This window comes from Marinomonas sp. UCMA 3892 (assembly GCF_012726345.1).
Lineage (GTDB): Bacteria > Pseudomonadota > Gammaproteobacteria > Pseudomonadales > Marinomonadaceae > Marinomonas.
Window position 1 is genome coordinate 251,807 of the sequence record NZ_PTXN01000002.1, and the last position, 20,195, is coordinate 272,001.

Below are 20,195 nucleotides of genomic sequence, written 5' to 3' on the forward strand. Positions count from 1 at the left end.
TCTATACAGTCTTAAAAATAAGATTCTAACGTGTCGCCCAAAAAGAAGGAACTGCTAGCCAAGTATAAATACAATAAAAAGCCAACCTTACCACAACAAAAATGCTATGAAACAAGAAACCTAGCCAATATAGACATACAACCATCAATCCCCAAGTGACAAGTAACTAAGCAAGCTGTCGAATAACTTTCGCAAGCACCGTGATTGCTTGATGGATTTGCGCCGGAGAAACACGAGCAAAACTCAATCTTAGAAACGAATCATCAAGTGGACTTTTACATGGGAAAAATGGCGTACCAGGAAGAACCAACACCTTATCCTTCAACGCTTCAGTCAGTACTAATTGTGATGAAACACCTGCGGGCAATTTCACCCAAAAGAACATACCACCAGCAGGAATAGAAAATTCAATAAGGTCGCCAAGCTCTGCATTTAAAGCCTCAGCCATTACAGCCCGCTTTTCCTTATAAGCTTTTTGGAGCTGAATAACGTGATCCGGATATTGTCCAGACATAAAGAATTGGGTAATCATACTCTGACCAAGACGATTGGTATGAAGATCAACAGCTTGTTTTACTTTAACCAAGTACGGAGAAAAAGCATCACAGGAAACAATATAGCCAGTACGCAAACCTGGCCACAAAACCTTAGAAAAACTCCCCATGTACAGCCAAGGTGTTTGTTTTATCAAAGTGGAAATAGGCGTAAGGTCAACATTGTCATAACAAAGATCGCGATACGGATCGTCTTCAATGAGCAATATATTTTTCTCATCGAGCAGAGCTGCAATCTCGCGCCGACGCTCCAAGCTATAACAATGCCCTGCTGGATTCTGAAAATTAGGAATCAAATAAACGGCTTTTGGATGATATTGCTCAATCGCATCGCGTAAAGCTGAAACAGACATCCCTTCAGCATCCGACAAAACATCTTGAACCTTTGCGCCTTGTAATTTAAATACCTGACAAGCAGCAAGATACGTAGGCTGTTCGGTTAAAATGGTCGAACTTTCGTCTAAAATTAAGCGACTAACAATATCCAAACCTTGCTGCGAGCCGTTGGTTATCAGTACATTCTCAGTAGATGTCTCAATGCCCCGATCTGCCACAATCGACACAATACAGTCGCGCAGGTCTTTTTCGCCTTCACTTGGGCCATATTGTCGACTGTCGGTTAGTTGCTTCAGTTCTGGGTAAGCAGGCATCAAATTTTCATCTGGCAAACCACCCGCTAAAGATAGAACGTCTGGCTGTTGACTATAATGCAGCAATTCACGAACCAAAGAAGCTTCCATGTTTCGTGAGTGTGGAGTCAATAAATGAGAAATATCCATGCCAAATGCCTCGATATATTAAGAGTAGAGAAACAGAGTCAGACATTTTAAAAAAATAGAAAAGATACAATTCTCGATTTATTGAAGGATACAGAAAGAGAATGAGACCTTTGCACGAAGTCACGAGCAAAGCCAAGACGAGGCAAAAATAGACGAAAAAGCGGAGTTTATGGGTTATAAATGAGCATTTTGAGTCTATTTTTAACAAAGTATTGGCAAGCGCAGTAGTCGTGCAAAAGTCTCAGAATGTATTATTTATTGCTCAATACTATTCGTCTCAGCGTGCAGCAAGCACTCGAACTGCTGATTTTTTTCTTGCCAAAGACCATTCACCCACTGCTGAAAATACGCTCTATATTCTGCATCATCTTGATAGTTCCCAAGTAAAGAATCATCAATAGGCATTACTCTAATATGCACTTTAATATTGGACACTTTTCCACAAAGATAATCAAAAAAACTCGGAATACCTTCAGGATAAACAATAGTTACATCAATTAATTGATGTAACTTTCCGTCCATAGCATTTAAAGCAAAAGACAAGCCGCCCGCTTTTGGCATAAGAAGGTGCTTATACCGACTAGATTGTTGATCATGTTTTTCAGCGGTGAAACGAGTTCCTTCTAGGAAGTTCATAATCGACACAGGGAAGTATTGAAACTTATCACAAGCTTTTTTCGTCACCTCAATGTCTTTTCCTTTCAGCTCGGGTTTCTTTTTGAGCAGCGCAGAACTGTAACGTTTCATAAAAGGAAACTCTAATGCCCACCAAGCAAGACCAATAAAAGGAACCCAAATAAGCTCGCGCTTTAAAAAGAACTTAATGAAGGGAATACGTCTATTAAACAGGCGCTGCAGAATAAGAATATCCACCCAAGATTGATGATTAGCCGTTATCATATACCAATCATTCAATACAAAATCACACGTACCCGACACATCAATAACAGAACGGCCTAAGTAGCGCTGATTGATGTTATTTATCCCGATCCAAAACGTTGCTATGTTGTCCAATACAACATTTAAAACCGCCCGTATCGACGCAAAGGGTAAAATACACTTAAACAAAGCCAAAACCATGACAGGAACGAAACAAATCAAGGTATTCATTATGATCAAAAAAAAATGAAATCAGACCTTTTAACACAAACAAAACAGGCATAAGCCAACCTAAAATACAAAAATTGACGCATCATACTAAAGGAAACTCTTGATTGGAAATCCTCATTATTTACACTCCAACCAAGTAGCCAGCTTTCCACATAAAACTGTATAGTAAACAGACGATTAGAATGACTACTCAACCAGCTCGATGACGAAGACTTTGTGATAACGTATCGATAATTATTAACTCCCTGTAAATAACACATAAACACTACACAATAGGACCTCAAACTCCACTATGGCAATGACCAAAGGATTAAAAATTCGACATAAACTTTTTGCAGTTTTTGTTTTAAGTAATATTTTACTCATTGTTTCTATGTGGCAAGTATTTCAATGGAGTTTTGATAGAGGATTTGTATCCTACGCAACGGAACGTGATCGTGACTTTTTAGAGCAAATGGCAAACAGAACGGCCAACTTATACATTTACTACGACGATTGGTATTTTTTGGTCCAAGAAAGCCGAATGGAAAGCGAATGGCATAAAGCAAAACTAGAGAACTTAAGAGATTTGGTTCCGCCCCCTAGCACGCCAAACTTAGATTTAATCTATCCTTCCCAGTATTATCGCCAACGTTTTCTATTATTCGATAGCCAACAAAAACCGATCATCGGTAAAACTCGCTTTGCCGATGCAGAAACCCACGCAGTTAGCGTGAATAAAAAAGTAGTGGGGTACGTTGGCCTTCGCTCAATCAGAGAGCTCGTTCAGGATCAAACATTGCGCTTTGTTCGCCAGCAAGGTGAAGCATTCCTACTTATCTCAGCCTTCATGCTTGCGATAGCAGCACTTTTAACTTGGCCTTTGGCGCAGTGGTTAAGCCGCCCTATTAGTTCCATGCAGAAAGCCACAAAAAAACTGGCTGCTGGAAAGTTTGACACTCGCATATCAGTAAAAGGGGCAGATGAGTTAGCTAGCCTTAGTTGTGATTTCAATAACTTAGCTTGCACCTTAGAGCACGCGCGCGAGGCACGTAAACGCTGGGTTGCTGACACCGCTCACGAGCTAAGAACTCCTGTAGCAATTCTTAGAGGAGAAATTGAAGCAATGCAGGATGGGATTATTAAAGTATCTCCTGAAAGCCTCTCTTCACTGCATCAAGAAACTCTTCATATTGCACGCCTAATTGATGACTTAAACCAATTATCAATGCATGATATGGGTAATTTAAGCTATGAAATGGAAGATATTTCGATAAATGACATTATTGAACAAACAGTTCAATCAATGACACTTCCTTTTACTGAAGCTGGATTAGAATTAGGGTTTGAATATTCTCAAAAAAGCCCTATTGTTATGCATGGTGACTCTGATCGATTACATCAGCTCTTTTCGAATCTAATGAATAATTCATTAAAATATACAAATGCGCCTGGAAAGCTAACCGTAAAACTTTTAAAAAAGAACAAGAAAGCCGTCGTTCTTTTTGAAGATACTGCACCAGGTGTTAGCGACGAAGATAAAAACAGAATTTTTGAACAATTTTTCCGAGTCGAAAATTCAAGAAACCGCGCTACAGGTGGACGAGGCTTAGGTCTCGCTATATGCGCAAGTATTGTGGATGGTCATCAAGGCACAATCAGTGCTTATCACTCCCCTGATGGTGGCTTAGGAATAAAAGTTGAATTCCCTTTAAACTAGTATAGTTAAACGAACAGGAACGAATAATATTATGAGCAAAGTACTGATTATTGAAGACGAACCAAAACTAGCAGAACTAATGTCAGCTTACCTAGAACAGGCTGGCTATGAACATCATCACCTAGATCGTGGCGATATTGCTGTTAATTACATCAAAAATAACCAAGTTGATATCGTTCTACTAGATCTAATGCTTCCAGGATTGGACGGTGTAGAAATCTGTAAACAAGTTCGTCAATTCAGTGGCGTGCCTATTATCATGGTGACGGCAAAAGCAGAAGAAATCGATCGTCTTATCGGTTTAGAAATGGGTGCTGATGACTACGTTTGTAAACCATTTAGCCCTCGTGAAATTGTCGCTCGTGTAAAAGCAAACTTACGTCGCGTAGAATTAGACCAAGCAGAATCGCCAAGAACTGATGGCTTCGATCTAGATGTAGATCGTCTTCGCGCAACGTATAAAGGTGATTTAATCGACTTAACAACAGTTGAATTTCAATTGCTTCAATTGCTAATCAAAGAACCTGGTCGCGTTTTCGGCCGTGATCTTATAATGAAAAGCATTTATGCCGATAGCCGCGTAGTGAGTGATCGCACTATTGATAGCCATATCAAAAAGCTTCGTAAGAAAATTTCTGCTGTGGCACCTGAATTAAATGTTATTCATTCCGTTTACGGTGCAGGCTACCGCTTCGAAAACAACGATCAGTAAACACCTTCTTTAAGGAATGGCGTTGAACAACTTTTTAGATGTACTGGTATTTTCTTTCTCTATAACAATGCCAATATTTATGATATTAGCATTGGGAGTTATTTTATACCGAATACGAATTATCAATGACAACTTCATTGATGTCGCATCTAAACTGGTGTTTAACGTTACACTCCCTGCGTTACTTTTCATTAGTATTTCCAAGAGTGACATATCTTCAAACACTGACTTATCATTGGTGATATATGCAATGATAGCGGTAACTGTTACCTATATTGCATTAGAACTACTCTTGTCTATTTGGGAGCCTGATAAAGCAGAAAGAGCGGTTTTAGTCCAAGGCGCTTTTCGATCAAATATGGGCATTATTGGGTTAGCCTATTGTGTTAATGCCTACGGCAACAATGTTTTCTCGGTGGCATCAGTCTATCTAGGCGGAGTCACTATATTATTTAATATACTATCCGTCATTGGTCTAAGCAGAGCTCTAGGAAAAAATGCCAGTTTGATTGGCATTCTAAAAGGTATAGCGAAAAACCCACTAATCATCGCTATTTTGGCTGCCTTTATTACGTCACTAACTGGTTTATCACTTCCTTCAACGCTTTATAAGGCAGGAGATTATTTTGCACAAATGACGCTCCCTTTAGCACTCTTGTGCGCTGGAGCATCACTCAACTTTAAGTCTTTAAAAAGCGGGATGCTAGGCGCTATATTGGCATCTGTAGGTAAACTTATTTTTATCCCTTTCATACTGACTTTTGGCGGGTATTTATTAGGCTACCGCGGCATGGAGCTAGGCGTATTATTCCTCATGTCATCCGCCCCAACAGCATCCGCTAGCTATATCATGGTACGCGCCATGAATGGCAATTCTTCACTTGCAGCAAACATCATCGTTATTACAACCATCGCATCCTTGATTAGTACTAGTATTGGCGTTACTTTGTTACGCAGCTTTAATTTAATCTAATCCGATTAATTAAACATTTAACACTGGCTAAACACATTAAAGGCTCGCGAGACTTTCTTTGATTTCACAATTCCGTAAACATCGTCTTTTCTTTCTCACCTCCGGTTGCACTCTACTTACTCTACTATTTTTTGGTGTAAACACCATTGCCTATCAGGCACTCATTATAGACAAGCATTCGGAAGGCCAAGATAAACTACTCGATTACGTTATTGAGTTGCGCAATGAATTAAAAAATTACCATATCCTCCCCTATGCTCTTGCAGATAACCCTACTCTACTGGCCTTTATGAATAATCCTAAAGATCCTGTTTTAACACAGCGACTGCAGCGACAACTAGAAGACCTGACACATGTATCCAAAACACAAGATTGGTTTATTTTATCTGCTCAGGGTGATCTTTTGGTTTCCAGTGAACAATCTCCACACTTCAATTTAGATGACTACTTTAGTAAGCAAGACTTAAGCAATGTACTTAGGGAACAACAAGGAGAGTACATCCTTGTCTCTGGTTACAACCCTAAGCAGTATCAATCAGCACACCTAGTATTGGCTCCTGTTTATACAAAAGCAGGATTAGCAGGCGCTGTCGCAGTAAGAATTAACGTCAGTGATTTGATTGAGCGATGGAATCTTTTCGATGATCTCGTTGTGATGACAGATCAAAACAGTCTCATTTTCTTAGCCAGTAAATTAAATCGGCTTTTAGTTAGTAATTGGCTAGACAACCCTACAGACGTCCAGTTTTTAAATAATACTCGCTCTAAAATTTACCATCTAAACGATGAAAACTACCTTTTACAGAATGTCACGTTAGATGACTTGAAGTGGCAAATTCATTACTTATCAAATTTAAAAGGCATCCAGAAAAAAGCACAAAATATCGCCTTTATCAGCCTAGGTGTTTTTGCTCTGATATTTCTTTTTTGGCTTTATCGGCGCGAACGCTCTTTAAAAATTGCGTCAAAATTAGAGAATGAAATACTCATTGCCAATAGCGCTCAACGCCAAAGAGTCCTGATCGAAAATACCCATGTCGGACTATTACAGCTAACAAAACGTGGTGAAATATCTTTCGTAAACCCAATGGGGTTACGTTATTTCGGGCAAAGAGCTGAACTAAACAGCCATTATTTATATGAGTTCCTACCAGATTGTCCCGAGAACCAAATCGCCTTAGCTTTTATCAGATCCCTGCAAACACAAGAGGTCGCTGGAAATACATTTGCAGCAAACTTACTAGAACAAGAAGTGGTTTTACAAAAAGAAAACGGTCAAATTTTTCCGGCACTACTCTCTGTCTCTTCTTTAGAATGGAGTGACTCACAAGGCTACTTAGTAACCCTACTCGATATCAGCAAGCGCAAAAGAGCAGAATTGAATTTGCTCGACGCAAATACACGACTTGAAGAACGAGTATTAGAACGAACGAAGGCATTAGAAGCCGCACAAAAAGAGCTATTAAGGACCGAAAAACTCGCCGCCATAGGACAAATGTCGACAGCCATCGCTCACGAATTAAATCAACCACTCACCGGCATAAGAACATTAGCCTATACCGCAGAACTGCTACTTAAACGCCAAGATTCAGAACAAGCTTTAAAAACTCTCATAGACCTAGAGTCCCTTGTTGTTAGAATGCAAAAACTAACCAGCGAACTAAAAGTACTTGCTTATAGAAGACCAGAACAACTTGCACCAACCTCTATAAAAAGTTCCGTAGAACGAGCTATTGAAAGCCTTGGTGATGACGTAAACAATGTTCAGTGGAAAATTGCATTCAATGATCTAGATGCTGTTATCGCGGAACCTACTCGACTAGAAAGAATATTTTCTAATTTAATTAGCAACTCCATTCAAGCCTGCTCCGAACACAAAATCACGCCAAGTATTAAAATATCCCTCGAAACACATGATAAACAGATAACCATAAACTACCAAGACAATGGTCCAGGTATAGAATCGTCTCAACTTACACATATTTTCGAGCCTTTTTTTACGACAAAGCCGATCGGTAAAGGCTTAGGATTGGGGCTGGCAATTAGTACAAACCTAGCAAAAGACATGAATGGCGTACTAAAAGCAAGTCATGACAATGACTCAAAACTTGTATTCAGCTTAACACTGTTAAAGGCCTAATATGGAAAACAGTAACACCAACAATCACATTGAAATATGGCTACTTGATGACGACGATATTGTTCGTTCAACCACCGCCCAATGGCTGCGCTTATCAAACTATAACGTACGAGAATTTCAAGAGGCTCAAGAGCTGATAGATCAGTTCAAAGTTGGGCTACCTTGCATTATCGTCAGTGATATTCGTATGACACCAATCGACGGTTTAACATTGATGAGCGACTGTTTGAGTAAAGAGCATGAGCTTCCATTTATACTGATTACCGGACATGGTGACGTCGACACCGCCGTCAATGCTTTGCGTGACGGCGCTTTTGATTTTCTTGAGAAACCCTTTGACCCAAACCGGTTGTTACAAACTGTTGAAAAAGCTATTCAACTAAGAAAAGTTCAGCTTCAACATGCTAATCAATCCCAATACCTTGGCGACTTACATGGCTTAGAAGAAATCATCATTGGTAAAAATGAGCAAATCATCCGTGTCAGACAGCAAATTCGCACCTTCGCCAGCATGGACACCCATGTCATTGTTTACGGAAAAACCGGCTGTGGCAAAGAGTTAGTTGCAAAAGCTTTACACGATTGTAGTCCAAGAAGCAGCAACCCATTTGTCGCAATTAATTGCGCCGCTATTCCAGCAGACCTGTTTGAAAGCGAACTATTCGGCCATGAGGCTGGCGCCTTCACCAGTGCGAACAAGCAAAGGATTGGCAAGCTTGAGCATGCCAGTGGCGGCACATTGTTTCTAGATGAAATAGAAAGTATGCCACTCGCGATGCAAATTAAATTACTACGCGTATTGCAGGAAAATCAGCTCGAGCGAGTTGGCAGCAATAATACGATCAAGATAGACCTAAGAGTTGTCGCGGCTGCAAAAAGTGATCTACAGACGCTAGAAAACTTTAGACAAGATTTATTCTTTCGACTGAATGTATCACAAATACATCTTCCAGATTTACGCAACAGAGGATCTGATATTCCACTGCTCTTTGAGCATTTTTGTCGAATAGCAGTAAAAGAGCGCGGAGGAGATCTTAGACAACTTAGTCCAATCGATCATGAAACGCTGACGTTATACGGATGGCCAGGAAATGTTCGTGAACTTAGAAACGTTGCGCTACGCTATGCACTTGAACCTAACACGAGTGTTGCAAAAATATTGGCAGGCTACCAAGCTCAGGATGATATAGACACCATAACCCCTCTGCCACTTAGCGTGAAGGTACAAGAATTTGAACGTAGCTTAATTGAAGCCAGTATTCGACAACAAAAAGGCAATATTCAACTTGTGTTAGAACAACTCCAGCTTCCTCGCAGAACACTCAATCAGAAAATGCAAAAATACGGCCTAAATCGAACCGACTACTTAGACTGACTCCCACCAAACAATACACATCAGATAAAAATATGAATAAAGTGATTCTCATATAAAATATTTAATGAGAATCACTTGCATTGAAAGCAAAAAGAATCTTTAATGATAACCATTATCAGATTGAGGCGACATACGATGCAACTAAACATGCGCGATGTGTATGACAATGCAGGAAAAATCAAAGAAGAAGTAGCGCCATGGCTATCTGGCCATAAACAACTACTTGCCCTACTTCCAAATTTGCAATTACTTGACCAACACTTAATTAGTAATGCAAATGTTTCAATACATGAAGAAGCAAAATCAGGGCTTTATTTTTCTTTTTTGGGTACGGGCCCAATCAAGACAGCAAAAGATATTAATTCTGTACAAATTTCATATCAGCCAAAAAATATTAATGGTCATTTCTTGATGGCAAAGGGTGATGAATACAGCCTACTGCAAACTCGAATTAGTCCAGCCCATTTAGCGGCAGTCCTAGGTGAAACAGAAGATCAAATCATCCAGCATTTTATGGTTATGCGAGACAAGCTAGGCAATGAAAGCTCCGTAATTCAGCTACCTCTTACAGAAAGAACCATCAGGGCCATTGAGCCCATATTGGCACACAAAGGACACTCGATCAGCCTTGCTGGATACCTCTATTCGCTTATATTTACACTGATCGAGCAGCTACAAATGCTCAGTCATTTATCACAATGCGAAGACTGCCAAAGCAAACTTTTCCATGCGCAAAACCTAATAGAAACACCTGAATACGATACTCTCAACATCAAACATCTAGCGCAACAAGTTGGCCTTAATACAGAAGCTCTTGCCATTGGTTTTAACCTTATTGTAGGACAACCTATCGAAAGCTATTGCACTCGTAGCCGAATCAAATTTGCAGCCGCCCAACTAAGACAAAACCCGGCTGAAAAATCTCATATTGTAGCGCAAAGCGGTTTTTCAGAAGACCAGTTCGAAGCGGCTTTTATTCAACACTTCGGTGTCAGTAGCCACCAATATGGACAAATTCACTAAATTACAGAAAGCAAAGGCATCACATGGCTCAATCAACAATTGCCCTTATTTACGGCACAGATACAAACAATACAGAAGAAGTTGGCCGCAAGATTGCCAAACAATGGGAAGAACTTGGTGAGCAAGTAGATATATTCAACATCAAAGATATTGAACTGAGCCAACTTGAGCAATACCCCATGCTTATCTTGGGAATCCCTACTTGGGATTTTGGCGGTATTCAGTCCGACTGGGAGGACATTGGAGACAATCTAGCTGAACTGGCTCTTGAAGATACTGTCATAGCCCTATATGGGCTAGGTGATCAATTTGGCTACGGCGATTATTTTGTTGATGCTGTAGGTTGGCTATATGAAAAATTATTACCAACTAATGCGACCTTTATTGGCCAATGGCCAACAGAGGGCTATGAATTTGAAGCATCTAGAGCATGTATCGACAACAAAGAATTCTTCATCGGCCTAGCAATTGATGAAGATCAACAGTTTGAACTCACTGATCAACGCATTGAGCAGTGGGTTATCCAACTTTACGCAGAGAGAGCAGTAGAAGCCGCCTAAATTATCGCCTGACTGGCCATTAGATTGAAGCTAACGACTCAAATTTGGTTTACCCACACATTCGCTGCCCCGAATGCCCAAATTTAGCATTTAATCAATGAGATAATTTTACGACTTGCTCTAAATAGCGTGAAGACCGTGGCTACCTCTCCTTTCTCTCCTGCTTGGAGGTAGCCACGTATTTCTTTCTATTGTGACTATTTTTTTCTAGTCACTATTCGCTATGATGTTAAAAAAGATCGTAACCTCTTTAACAAACAGCAGGGACAAATGAACTTACAACTTTCCGACATCATCATTCTTCTATTAATTATTGCTGTAGCCTACGCTTGGTGGAAAAACTCCTCCATTCGAGAGCAGGCTTTAATAAACGCAAAAAAACACTGTGAATCACTTAACCTACAACTTTTAGAGGAAAGTGTCGCTGGTGCAGAATGGAGACCAATCTGGAACCAAGGGGAAATAAAAATTAAAAGAACCTACAGGTTTGAATTTAGTTCCAGTGGAATAGCACGATATCAAGGAAAAATCAGCTACCTTGGTAACCAAAAAATAGACATATGGCTAAGCCCTCACGACTTTTAGATAAGCCAAATTTACCTCACCACAAAAAAACATCAAAAATAGCATTCATTACCATTATCGTAACAAGATAAATCTATATTTTTATGTCAATTAATTGCAAACAAGGCCATAGTAGAAATAGAATGCTTAAGTAAACATTTGTAATGCTTCAATAGACATGTAGTGAAGACTGAAAGTTTTGATGGCTCTCAGCAAAATGTCTATTTGTTCAATTTATAATAAAAAAGTGCAGGATATAATATGTTGGCAAACCTTAGTTTTCGTACCAAGTTACTCTCATTATTGATTGCGGCTATTCTTGGATTCGTTGTTGTAACTGCAGTTGCTTTACAAGGATTGAATGTTCAAGAAACCTCATCCTCAAAATTCGATCGTCTTACCACAGTAGATAAAGACCTTGCATCTTTAGCTATTACCTTAATGGAGGAATACGAGACACTGTCTGGCATTGACAACAGCACCTACGAAAATTTTCTAGAGCAGCTAAATGCTAACCACGAAAAGTTCATGGTTACGCTAGAAAATGATACAAACCTTCTTCAAGACCCAGAAGCAAAGAAAAACATAACTAACATTACCTCTTCTTTAGCCAATTATAGCGATACGTTAAAACTACTTGTCAATCAAAGACAAAAAGTTGGCTTTAATGGGTCTTCTGGTTTAAAGGGCGAAATCTCTCAATTAGGTGAAAAAGTAACAGAAGAAATTTCGTTCCTAAGCCTAGTAAAACAAGAATTCCTACCGGTTCGAGAAGCCGAAAAGAACTTTATCTTTGAACCAGTTCCGGAAAACAAAGCGGCCTTCATGGAACGTTATGACAAGTTTTATAAACGTGTTACTAACTTCGGCCTTGAAGAACGCTTCGGTGAAGTTATTAATAAGTATTATGCAGCTGTCGAAAACTTTGATAAAGAAAACCAACAACTAAAAAACCTACAATCACAATTTATAGATAGTAAAACAAATTTTGCTCAAACTCGTTTAGCTGCAGTTGAGTACATGCAAAAAGCAGTGCTAGAAGCACGCCAGCAAGCTTCTGAAAGCTCTCAACAAGCTAGCATAAGCTTAATCATTGTAAGTATTGTTGTTGCTGTCATTGCCGCGCTTATGATGATGGGAATTGGCAGTAGTGTTAATAGTACGCTCAATCAAATCATCAAAGACCTAGGCAAAGTTAAAGGTGGTGACCTAACAGCTCGTTTACACGTTAACAAAAAACGTAATGATGAATTTGATTCTTTATGTAGCTCTGTAAACGAGATGACAACGGGGTTAGGCTCAGTAATTGGTGAGGTTGTGGATACCACTCAAGGTGTCAACAACATGGTTAATGAACTCAACACTTCTGTTACTAACATCGCGCAAAGCAACCGCTCTGTTAGTGAGCAAACAAACTCTCTAGCAGCAGCGACAGAAGAAATATCCACCACTATTTCTAGCATTTCTAGCACAACAGAAGATCTAAGCAGCCAGTCTCAACACACTTACGAATCTGCAAAAGTTGGTGCTGAAACGATCAAGGGTGCGTTATCGAATCTTTCTAGCACTATTAGTGTTGTCAACAAAACAAGTGAGCAACTTAACGAGCTTGGCCAACTATCTAAAGATATCGACAACGTTATAGGTATGATCAATGACTTAGCAAATCAGACCAACCTCCTTGCACTAAACGCAGCCATTGAAGCAGCGCGTGCCGGTGAAGCTGGCCGCGGTTTCTCTGTTGTTGCCGATGAAGTACGTTCTCTAGCTGAGAAAACAGTTGATGCAACAGCCAAAATCACAGATATCGTCAGCACTATTCAATCTTCAACACAAACAGCAATCGAAACTATGCACAGTGGTCAAGAAAGCTTACATGCTATTGAAGAGTTTAGTGAAAAAGCAGAATTGGCTATTCGTGAAATAGAACAAAATGCACAGACAAGTTCAGCTTCCTCAATTGATATGGCTCGCTCTATCCAAGAAGTTGCAAAAACAGCTGTACATATGAGTGAAGAAATGGACAAAATTGCACAGCAACTTCAACGTGATAATAGCTATATTAATAGCATTGAAGGCAATACCCGTGACATTCACAATCAAGTTAGCAGCCTAGATAAAAAGACGAGTGTCTTTACTACTCGTTAATGCAAATAGATAAGCTACTAATGTAAAAAAAACCGGCTTTGATAGCCGGTTTTTTTTCGATCATATTTTTGTAACTTTACTTTTTGGCTAAAACGCCGCCTTATAGATCAGCGTATTCTTTTTCCCAACGCTTTGCTTCTTTCTTAGAAGGGCCGCCTAGTACGTTCACTGCGGTGCGCATACGGGCACGAGAAATATCTGAACCTAGAATCGCCATAGAGTCAAAAACAGAAACAGACGCAGTCGTTCCAGAGATAGCGACGAATAATGGTGCAAAAAAGTCTTTCGGCTTAATCTCCATTACTTGCGCTAATGCTTTCATCTCGTTAAAGATTTCGTCTTTTTCCCATTTGCTCAGTGCTTCCAAACGCCATAAAGCAAACTGCATAGCCTTACGAAGCGTTTCTTCTTCTAACTTGATAGAAGAAAAATCCTCTTTGGTAATTGGCAACATACCTTTTAAGAAGAACCCAGCCACATCAGCGACATCTGAGAAAGTTTCAACGCGTGGAATTACCAACGGTAAAATCTTCATCAAGTATTCAGGGTTAAGCGCCCATTCAACATATTTTTGTGCAAAAGTTTCTGGGGTTAGATTCTCACGAATCCACATACCATTTAGCCAGCTCAATTTTTCAACATCAAAAACTGGACCACCCAAAGAAACACGCTGAATATCAAAGTGCTCAATCATTTCGTCTAACGAGAATTTTTCACGCTCATCAGGCATAGACCAACCCATACGACCAAGGTAATTAATTACCGCTTCAGACATATACCCCATGCGTTGATAGTACAAAATGCTAGTTGGGTTCTTACGTTTTGATAACTTAGATTTATCTGGGTTACGTAACAAAGGCATATGACACAAAGTCGGCATATCCCAACCAAAGTATTGGTACAATAGAATATGCTTAGGTGCTGAGTTGATCCATTCTTCACCACGAATAACATGGGTAATTTTCATTAGATGATCATCAACAACATTTGCTAAATGATAAGTCGGCATACCATCTGCTTTTAGCAATACTTGCATATCCACTTGAGCCCAATCGATTTCGATTGTGCCACGCAGCATATCCTGTACAACGCATGTACCCTCTTCAGGGATTTTCATACGAATAACATACGGAACGCCAGCATCTAATTTTGCCTGAACTTCTTCTGCCGTCAGGTTAAGAGCACGGCCATCATACTTTTGTGGCAAACCTTGCTCTTTTTGTTCATTACGCATTTGATCCAATTCTTCAGTGGTTTCAAACGCATAAAAAGCATGCCCCTTATCGATCAACTCTTGAGCATATTGACCGTAAATATCGCCCCTTTCGCTTTGACGATATGGCCCATATGGCCCACCCACATCTGGACCTTCTGCCCAATCCAAACCTAACCAACGTAATGCATCCAAAATCATTTTTTCAGATTCTGGCGTACTACGAGTTTGATCTGTATCTTCAATACGTAAAATAAACTTGCCACCCATTTTACGTGCAAATGCCATATTAAATAATGCGATGTAAGCTGTGCCTACATGCGGGTCGCCTGTTGGAGAAGGCGCAATACGTGTTCTTACCTCTGACATAAAAATCTCATTTATTGGTTGTCTGAAATGCCGCTATTATAAGCGTCTCATAAGATATGAGTAAGGGGCTAAGGCTATCTTTTCTACCTAGAAGTTTGATATTCACTCAACTTTACTTTTGATATACCTTAGCTGAGAAAGTCGAACCCCTATTTCCACATCCGTTTTCAGGGCAACTAATGAACGAGATAACAAACACTGTTCATAACCACCTGCTAACATAGACTGAATGCGCTCTGAAAAAGAGGGCAAATTAGCATAAATTTCTTCAACTGTAGGAAACAAACTAATAATACTTAATGCTGTTTTCGGCCCAATACCTTTTACACCTGGAATTCGGTTGGTGGTATCACCGACTAAAGCCCAATAGTCTGTTAGTTGTTCAGGCTCCACTCCATATTTACCGGGTACCCAAATTTTGTCGTAACCCAATTTGGCAAAGTAATCATATTGCAGAATACGATCATCCCCTAACAGTTGAGTGAAACCTTTATCTGTTGAAACAATATAAGATTTAACATTACTGTTCGCCGCTTTCACCGCTAACGTAGCGATAAGGTCATCAGCTTCCCAACCATCTATTCTCAAACAAGGCAAATGGTTGAAACGAAAAACCTTAGCAAAGTCTGGCAAGGATTCGAGTAAGGTATCATCCATAGGCACACGACCTAGTTTATATTCTGGGTAGACTCGATGGCGCCACGTTTTGCCATTTGAATCAAACACAACTACAGCATAAGAAGGGGTAAATTGGTGGGTTAATTTCGCCAAGGCTTCAATAGCAATACTTTGGGTGCGCTCAATACGACGCGTTGAATCTTGCTCTGATTCTAATGCGGCATAGAGTCTTCGAATTAGATTCAATCCGTCAATAATTAGTAATTTTTTATCCACTGCAAACCCTTATTTTTGCTACATTGTTTGACGTTTACTTGAATTTAATAGGGTACCATGAGAGAAGATTCATCACGACAACTTGCGTGCTGTTAAAATCAACAAAAGGACTCTGTTATGAACAACCAACCAGCCTATTTTTGCCTTAGCATTCTTTTAGGAGCCTCTGCTCACAGCGCTTTTGCTGCACCGATCAACGCTGTTATCGGTTTAGATAATAGTCAAATCGTGGAAACTAGCCAGCAACTTAGCCTTACTCCGAACACAGGTACACTATTACCACTTCAAGAAAATTTCGCACCAATTACTCATTTAGAAAACAACTTAAATGCTAACTGGTTTGATTTAATAAACAAAAAAGTAAGAGTGGAACACAAGCAAAGAGATCTAAATTACACTGGCACATTGGCTAAAATCGAGAACAACACTCGATCCTTTGTGCTTAGCAATAAAGAGTTTTCTATGACATTACCCATGGATGACTTTTACTTAATCCCGCTTGAAAACCCAACTGCTGCGGATACAAAACCTGAAAGTAAAGCTGATGCCGATAAAACAGCACCCTACAAGGTTAGCTATCAAACAAACGAGCTTTCGTGGTCGCCACAACTCAGTCTGATTTTCGAAAATAATAAGGTTTCTGTTTCTCAGCAAGCGCTTATTCACAACAATTCAAGCTCTACCATCCAGGTACAAGACAGCCTACTCCACTACTCCCGAAGTGCTGCCCCTCAGCTTTTCAAAGCAGAACGCAGCTCACTTGCAATGAGTGCAGATAGACCCGACATAAGTTACCAAGATAATGAAGTGAGCTATTCTCTGGGTGGTGGCACACTTTCAATCGCACCTTATTCAAACACCTTAATCCCTTTACCTAGCAGCGATAGCAATATAGATAGCCAAACACATAAAGCAAAGCTTTATACTTATGGTAATAATTCCGGAAAAATCGACTTAAATTTCTATAACAACCTAAGCTTCACTTTTCAAAAAAATGGCCTTCCAGGCGAATACAAGACATTTTGGAAAAGAGGAGACCTGCTTATTCCGGGTAATACAGTCCGTTTAGATACAGTTCGTGAAGGCCGATCATTTGACGTCATGACCAATAAAAGCCAAGACATAACTGGCTATTTGACCTTGGTTAGTGCTTCATCTCAAAAACTTCCTAGCACCCATATTTGGGAAGCCACTATTGAAAACCACTCAAATACAGCACAAAAGTATTCAATAGAACAAAGCACTAATGGCGTTGTGGATATATTAGAAGGCAATGAAGCAATACCAATAAATGCAAATAGTTTAATTGTTTCAGGTGAAATAAAGGCAAACTCGAAAAAAACGATTACCTATAAAATAAACGTAAAAAACTAAAATGAAGGAATGTGAAAAAAATAGACTAAGGAAACTACGATTAAGAAGTCGCAAAACACTCAACCTCTCTCTTTCGAATAAAAAAGCACAGGACTCTACTTGTTTTGATGCTTTTCACCACTAAACAAGGCTTATTTAGGCCTTGTTTAGTGGATTTTAAACGGATTAACCCCTTGCCGCCCGTATCATCTGGTCAACCCTAAACACATTGGCTAAGGCAAACAGCATCGCCAGCTTGTTGTCGTTTTTAGCCAATCCTCTATAGATTACTTTCCTAAAACCAAACTGACGCTTTATGATCCGGAACGGGTGTTCTACTTTTGCTCGAATGCTGGCTTTAATGTATTCCGTTCGGATAGGTTGCTTGTTTATTCTCGGGTGTTTCTTGAGAAGACGCACCTTGCTTGGCATTTCTGCAATCAGCCAATCCGCCTTGATGTCTTTTAGTTCCTCTCGTTTTTGTGCGCCTCGATAACCAGAATCCGCTGAAATAAAGGTTTCCTCACCATGAAGCAAATTTTCTGTTTCTGTGATGTCATGTACGTTGGCGGCTGTTGTGCTTAGGCTATGCGTCAGGCCGGTTCTCGCGTCCACGCCAATATGAGCTTTTAGACCAAAAAACCATTGCTTTCCCTTTTGGGTTTGGTGCATCTCGGGATCGCGTGCTTTCGCTTTATTCTTGGTTGAACTGGCGGCTTCAATGATGGTGGCGTCGACAATCGTGCCTTCTTTTAAGTAAATCCCTGCGCTGGACAGCCATTTATTGATCTCTTTAAAAAGCTGACGGGAGAGCTTATGTTTTTCCAGCAAGTGCCTAAAATTCATAATAGTAGTGTGGTCAGGGATAGCGATGTCCAGCGACAACCCAGCAAAAAGGCGCATCGAAGTGATTTCATAAAGCGCATCCTCCATGGCAGGATCACTCATGTTGTACCAATGTTGCATACAGTGAATGCGAAACATGGTGGACAATGGATACGGTCTTCTTCCTTTTCCGGCTTTTGGGTAGAAAGGTTCAATCACCGCTTCAAGCTGATCCCACGGCATCAGTTCGTCCATTCGAGTCAAGAAAATTTCTTTGCGCGTTTTACGACGCTTATTGTTGAATTCACTGTCGGCAAAGGTAAGTTGATGTGACATGGTCAGGCTCGAAGGTTAAAAATGAATTGTCTCATGGAAAGGACTTATTCGCATCTTCCCTAAAAAGCTGCCTTGCTTGCATTAATTTTTCACATTCCAAGTCTACTTAAAACATTTCGTTATGATATGGTCAATAGTCATAATAGATATAGCAAGAATGACACTGCCGAAAGCGAGAAACTTGAGGTACTATTATAACTATATTTCATACTACGAGCCCACAGAGATCTATGAAAAAGCATATTATACCATCACTCATCGCTGCAGCCGTTCTAAGTAGTACAGCTGCTCATGCTGAAAGCATTTACGAAGTATACAAACTTGCCAAACAGCATGACCCAGGTTTACGAGCTGCTGCAGCAACCTACCAGGCTGAAAAAGAAGGCGTAACCGTCACTAAAGGTAATCTATACCCTAATATTAGCTTTAATGGCAATTTGGGTTATAGCAATATTGATAACTCATCTAGCAACTACAACAATACATCAAATAGCTTATCGTTAGATTTAAGCTATCCAATATACTCTCCAGCCCTTAACTACGCCGTTGATGCTGTAGAGATAAATTCAGAAAGTGCCGGCATTCGCTTTAATAATTCTGAAGAAGATTTAGCACTTACTACTCTAACTGAATATTTCAATCTTTTAATCGCGCAGTCAACATTGCAAACAACCGAAGCCTTAGTCAAAAGCACTGCAAGCCAGCTAGACCGTGCTAAGAAACAATATGAAGTAGGTTTGGCATCGATTACAGACTTACAAGATGCACAAGCTGAATATGACTCTGTTCGTGTTACTGAACTAAGCGCTCGTTCAAGTGTGTCTTATGCGCAAAAAGCCTTGTACCAAAGAACAGGACAAGAAATCAAAACAATTCCGCAATTGTCAAAAGACTACCCAATCAGTCTTGACCCAAACATGACAGTTGACTCTTTAATTGCAAAAGCTCGTCTTGATAATAAAGAACTACAAATTTTGAACCTTTCTGTAAAAAGCGCAGAAAATAATATTAGTATCCAGAAAGCAAATGGACGCACTCCTACCGTATCAATAACAGGTTCTTTATCTAGAACTGACAACGACTACAGCAGCAGTGCCCCCGCCTCAATGAGTGACGGTGCAACAAATACATCTTCTATCGGACTAGGTGTTAAAATCCCACTATATAGTGGTGGTGCAATTAATGCTTCTGTCAGACAAGCAACTGCACAAGCATTATCAGCAACAGAACAAAGAGCAAGCTCATTACAAGCTATAGAGCTAAATATCCGTAGCCTATATCTTGATTTGCAAACCGCCGTTGCTCAAATCGATGCTCAACAGCAACTAATTCGTTCTCGTACTAGCGCTCTAGAAGCCACAAAAGCAGGATACGATGTTGGTACACGCAACCTTGTAGAATTACTTGATGCGCAATCAAACCTATATGATGCGCAGAATACCTATGAAAAATATAGATACAACTTTGTAGTGAAAAAACTAAGCCTGTTAGAAGCTACTGGCGACCTTACAGAAGGCAAGATCAAAGAGCTGGATAAATGGTTAGTCGCTAAAAACTAACTTAGCTTT

General features: G+C 39.9%; 16 protein-coding genes. 11 read left to right on the forward strand and 5 right to left on the reverse strand.

The features are described 5' to 3' along the window. Nucleotides 1-166: 166 nt before the first annotated feature. Nucleotides 167-1,333, reverse strand: a complete 1,167-nt coding sequence (locus B6N13_RS04065; RefSeq protein ID WP_169458575.1) for a PLP-dependent aminotransferase family protein — start codon at nt 1,331-1,333, stop codon at nt 167-169. Nucleotides 1,334-1,588: 255 nt separating this feature from the next. Continuing rightward, nucleotides 1,589-2,443 (reverse strand): acyltransferase, encoded by an 855-nt coding sequence (locus B6N13_RS04070; RefSeq protein WP_169458576.1) that lies wholly within the window; start codon nt 2,441-2,443, stop codon nt 1,589-1,591. Between the two features lie 292 nt (nt 2,444-2,735). On the opposite strand from B6N13_RS04070, the gene B6N13_RS04075 reads away from it, so the two are divergent. The 9 genes from B6N13_RS04075 (at nt 2,736) to B6N13_RS04115 (ending at nt 13,637) form a co-directional block, all read left to right on the forward strand. Beyond that, nucleotides 2,736-4,142 carry an ATP-binding protein gene (locus tag B6N13_RS04075; RefSeq protein ID WP_012070559.1) on the forward strand — a complete coding sequence of 469 codons (1,407 nt, stop codon included), beginning with the start codon at nt 2,736-2,738 and terminating at the stop codon, nt 4,140-4,142. A 31-nt stretch (nt 4,143-4,173) separates the two neighbouring features. Then, complete coding sequence (locus tag B6N13_RS04080) at nt 4,174-4,854, forward strand: response regulator (protein ID WP_012070560.1); 681 nt, start codon at nt 4,174-4,176, stop codon at nt 4,852-4,854. Between the two features lie 16 nt (nt 4,855-4,870). After that, nucleotides 4,871-5,827 carry an AEC family transporter gene (locus B6N13_RS04085; protein WP_012070561.1) on the forward strand — a complete coding sequence of 319 codons (957 nt, stop codon included), beginning with the start codon at nt 4,871-4,873 and terminating at the stop codon, nt 5,825-5,827. Between the two features lie 58 nt (nt 5,828-5,885). Further along, the gene (locus tag B6N13_RS04090; protein ID WP_169458577.1) at nt 5,886-7,967 is read left to right on the forward strand and encodes an ATP-binding protein; all 2,082 of its coding nucleotides are present in this window, start codon (nt 5,886-5,888) and stop codon (nt 7,965-7,967) included. Nucleotide 7,968: 1 nt separating this feature from the next. Further along, a complete protein-coding gene (locus tag B6N13_RS04095; RefSeq protein WP_169458578.1) occupies nt 7,969-9,342 on the forward strand; it encodes a sigma-54 dependent transcriptional regulator in 1,374 nt (457 codons plus the stop codon). A gap of 135 nt (nt 9,343-9,477) precedes the next feature. Beyond that, nucleotides 9,478-10,365, forward strand: coding sequence for an AraC family transcriptional regulator (locus B6N13_RS04100; RefSeq protein ID WP_169458579.1), 888 nt, complete (start codon nt 9,478-9,480; stop codon nt 10,363-10,365). A 23-nt stretch (nt 10,366-10,388) separates the two neighbouring features. Further along, nucleotides 10,389-10,925: a flavodoxin gene (locus B6N13_RS04105; protein WP_169458580.1), complete on the forward strand. Its 537-nt coding sequence runs from the start codon at nt 10,389-10,391 to the stop codon at nt 10,923-10,925. A 270-nt stretch (nt 10,926-11,195) separates the two neighbouring features. After that, the gene (locus tag B6N13_RS04110; protein ID WP_012070566.1) at nt 11,196-11,510 is read left to right on the forward strand and encodes a DUF3301 domain-containing protein; all 315 of its coding nucleotides are present in this window, start codon (nt 11,196-11,198) and stop codon (nt 11,508-11,510) included. A gap of 240 nt (nt 11,511-11,750) precedes the next feature. Next, nucleotides 11,751-13,637, forward strand: coding sequence for a methyl-accepting chemotaxis protein (locus tag B6N13_RS04115; protein ID WP_012070567.1), 1,887 nt, complete (start codon nt 11,751-11,753; stop codon nt 13,635-13,637). Between the two features lie 100 nt (nt 13,638-13,737). Here the strand turns inward: B6N13_RS04115 and gltX are convergent, their stop codons facing one another. Then, nucleotides 13,738-15,219 carry a glutamate--tRNA ligase gene (gltX, locus tag B6N13_RS04120; RefSeq protein WP_012070568.1) on the reverse strand — a complete coding sequence of 494 codons (1,482 nt, stop codon included), beginning with the start codon at nt 15,217-15,219 and terminating at the stop codon, nt 13,738-13,740. A 102-nt stretch (nt 15,220-15,321) separates the two neighbouring features. Further along, a complete protein-coding gene (xni, locus tag B6N13_RS04125) occupies nt 15,322-16,113 on the reverse strand; it encodes a flap endonuclease Xni (protein WP_169458581.1) in 792 nt (263 codons plus the stop codon). 117 nt (nt 16,114-16,230) lie between these two features. On the opposite strand from xni, the gene B6N13_RS04130 reads away from it, so the two are divergent. After that, entirely contained in the window at nt 16,231-17,487 is a 1,257-nt protein-coding gene (locus B6N13_RS04130) for a hypothetical protein (RefSeq protein ID WP_169458582.1), read from the forward strand. A 165-nt stretch (nt 17,488-17,652) separates the two neighbouring features. On the opposite strand, the gene B6N13_RS04135 is transcribed toward B6N13_RS04130, so the two are convergent. Then, nucleotides 17,653-18,627 (reverse strand): IS5 family transposase, encoded by a 975-nt coding sequence (locus B6N13_RS04135; protein WP_169458583.1) that lies wholly within the window; start codon nt 18,625-18,627, stop codon nt 17,653-17,655. A gap of 230 nt (nt 18,628-18,857) precedes the next feature. Here B6N13_RS04135 and B6N13_RS04140 point away from each other — a divergent pair, with 230 nt between their 5' ends. Next, the gene (locus B6N13_RS04140; RefSeq protein ID WP_012070571.1) at nt 18,858-20,186 is read left to right on the forward strand and encodes a TolC family outer membrane protein; all 1,329 of its coding nucleotides are present in this window, start codon (nt 18,858-18,860) and stop codon (nt 20,184-20,186) included. Nucleotides 20,187-20,195 lie beyond the last annotated feature (9 nt).

Coding starts and splice junctions, on each gene's coding strand:
- B6N13_RS04065 (WP_169458575.1), bottom strand. CDS start 1,333: ATGGATATTTCTCATTTATTGACTCCACACTCACGAAACATGGAAGCT.
- B6N13_RS04070 (WP_169458576.1), bottom strand. CDS start 2,443: ATGAATACCTTGATTTGTTTCGTTCCTGTCATGGTTTTGGCTTTGTTT.
- B6N13_RS04075 (WP_012070559.1), top strand. CDS start 2,736: ATGGCAATGACCAAAGGATTAAAAATTCGACATAAACTTTTTGCAGTT.
- B6N13_RS04080 (WP_012070560.1), top strand. CDS start 4,174: ATGAGCAAAGTACTGATTATTGAAGACGAACCAAAACTAGCAGAACTA.
- B6N13_RS04085 (WP_012070561.1), top strand. CDS start 4,871: ATGGCGTTGAACAACTTTTTAGATGTACTGGTATTTTCTTTCTCTATA.
- B6N13_RS04095 (WP_169458578.1), top strand. CDS start 7,969: ATGGAAAACAGTAACACCAACAATCACATTGAAATATGGCTACTTGAT.
- B6N13_RS04100 (WP_169458579.1), top strand. CDS start 9,478: ATGCAACTAAACATGCGCGATGTGTATGACAATGCAGGAAAAATCAAA.
- B6N13_RS04105 (WP_169458580.1), top strand. CDS start 10,389: ATGGCTCAATCAACAATTGCCCTTATTTACGGCACAGATACAAACAAT.
- B6N13_RS04110 (WP_012070566.1), top strand. CDS start 11,196: ATGAACTTACAACTTTCCGACATCATCATTCTTCTATTAATTATTGCT.
- B6N13_RS04115 (WP_012070567.1), top strand. CDS start 11,751: ATGTTGGCAAACCTTAGTTTTCGTACCAAGTTACTCTCATTATTGATT.
- gltX (WP_012070568.1), bottom strand. CDS start 15,219: ATGTCAGAGGTAAGAACACGTATTGCGCCTTCTCCAACAGGCGACCCG.
- B6N13_RS04130 (WP_169458582.1), top strand. CDS start 16,231: ATGAACAACCAACCAGCCTATTTTTGCCTTAGCATTCTTTTAGGAGCC.
- B6N13_RS04135 (WP_169458583.1), bottom strand. CDS start 18,627: ATGTCACATCAACTTACCTTTGCCGACAGTGAATTCAACAATAAGCGT.
- B6N13_RS04140 (WP_012070571.1), top strand. CDS start 18,858: ATGAAAAAGCATATTATACCATCACTCATCGCTGCAGCCGTTCTAAGT.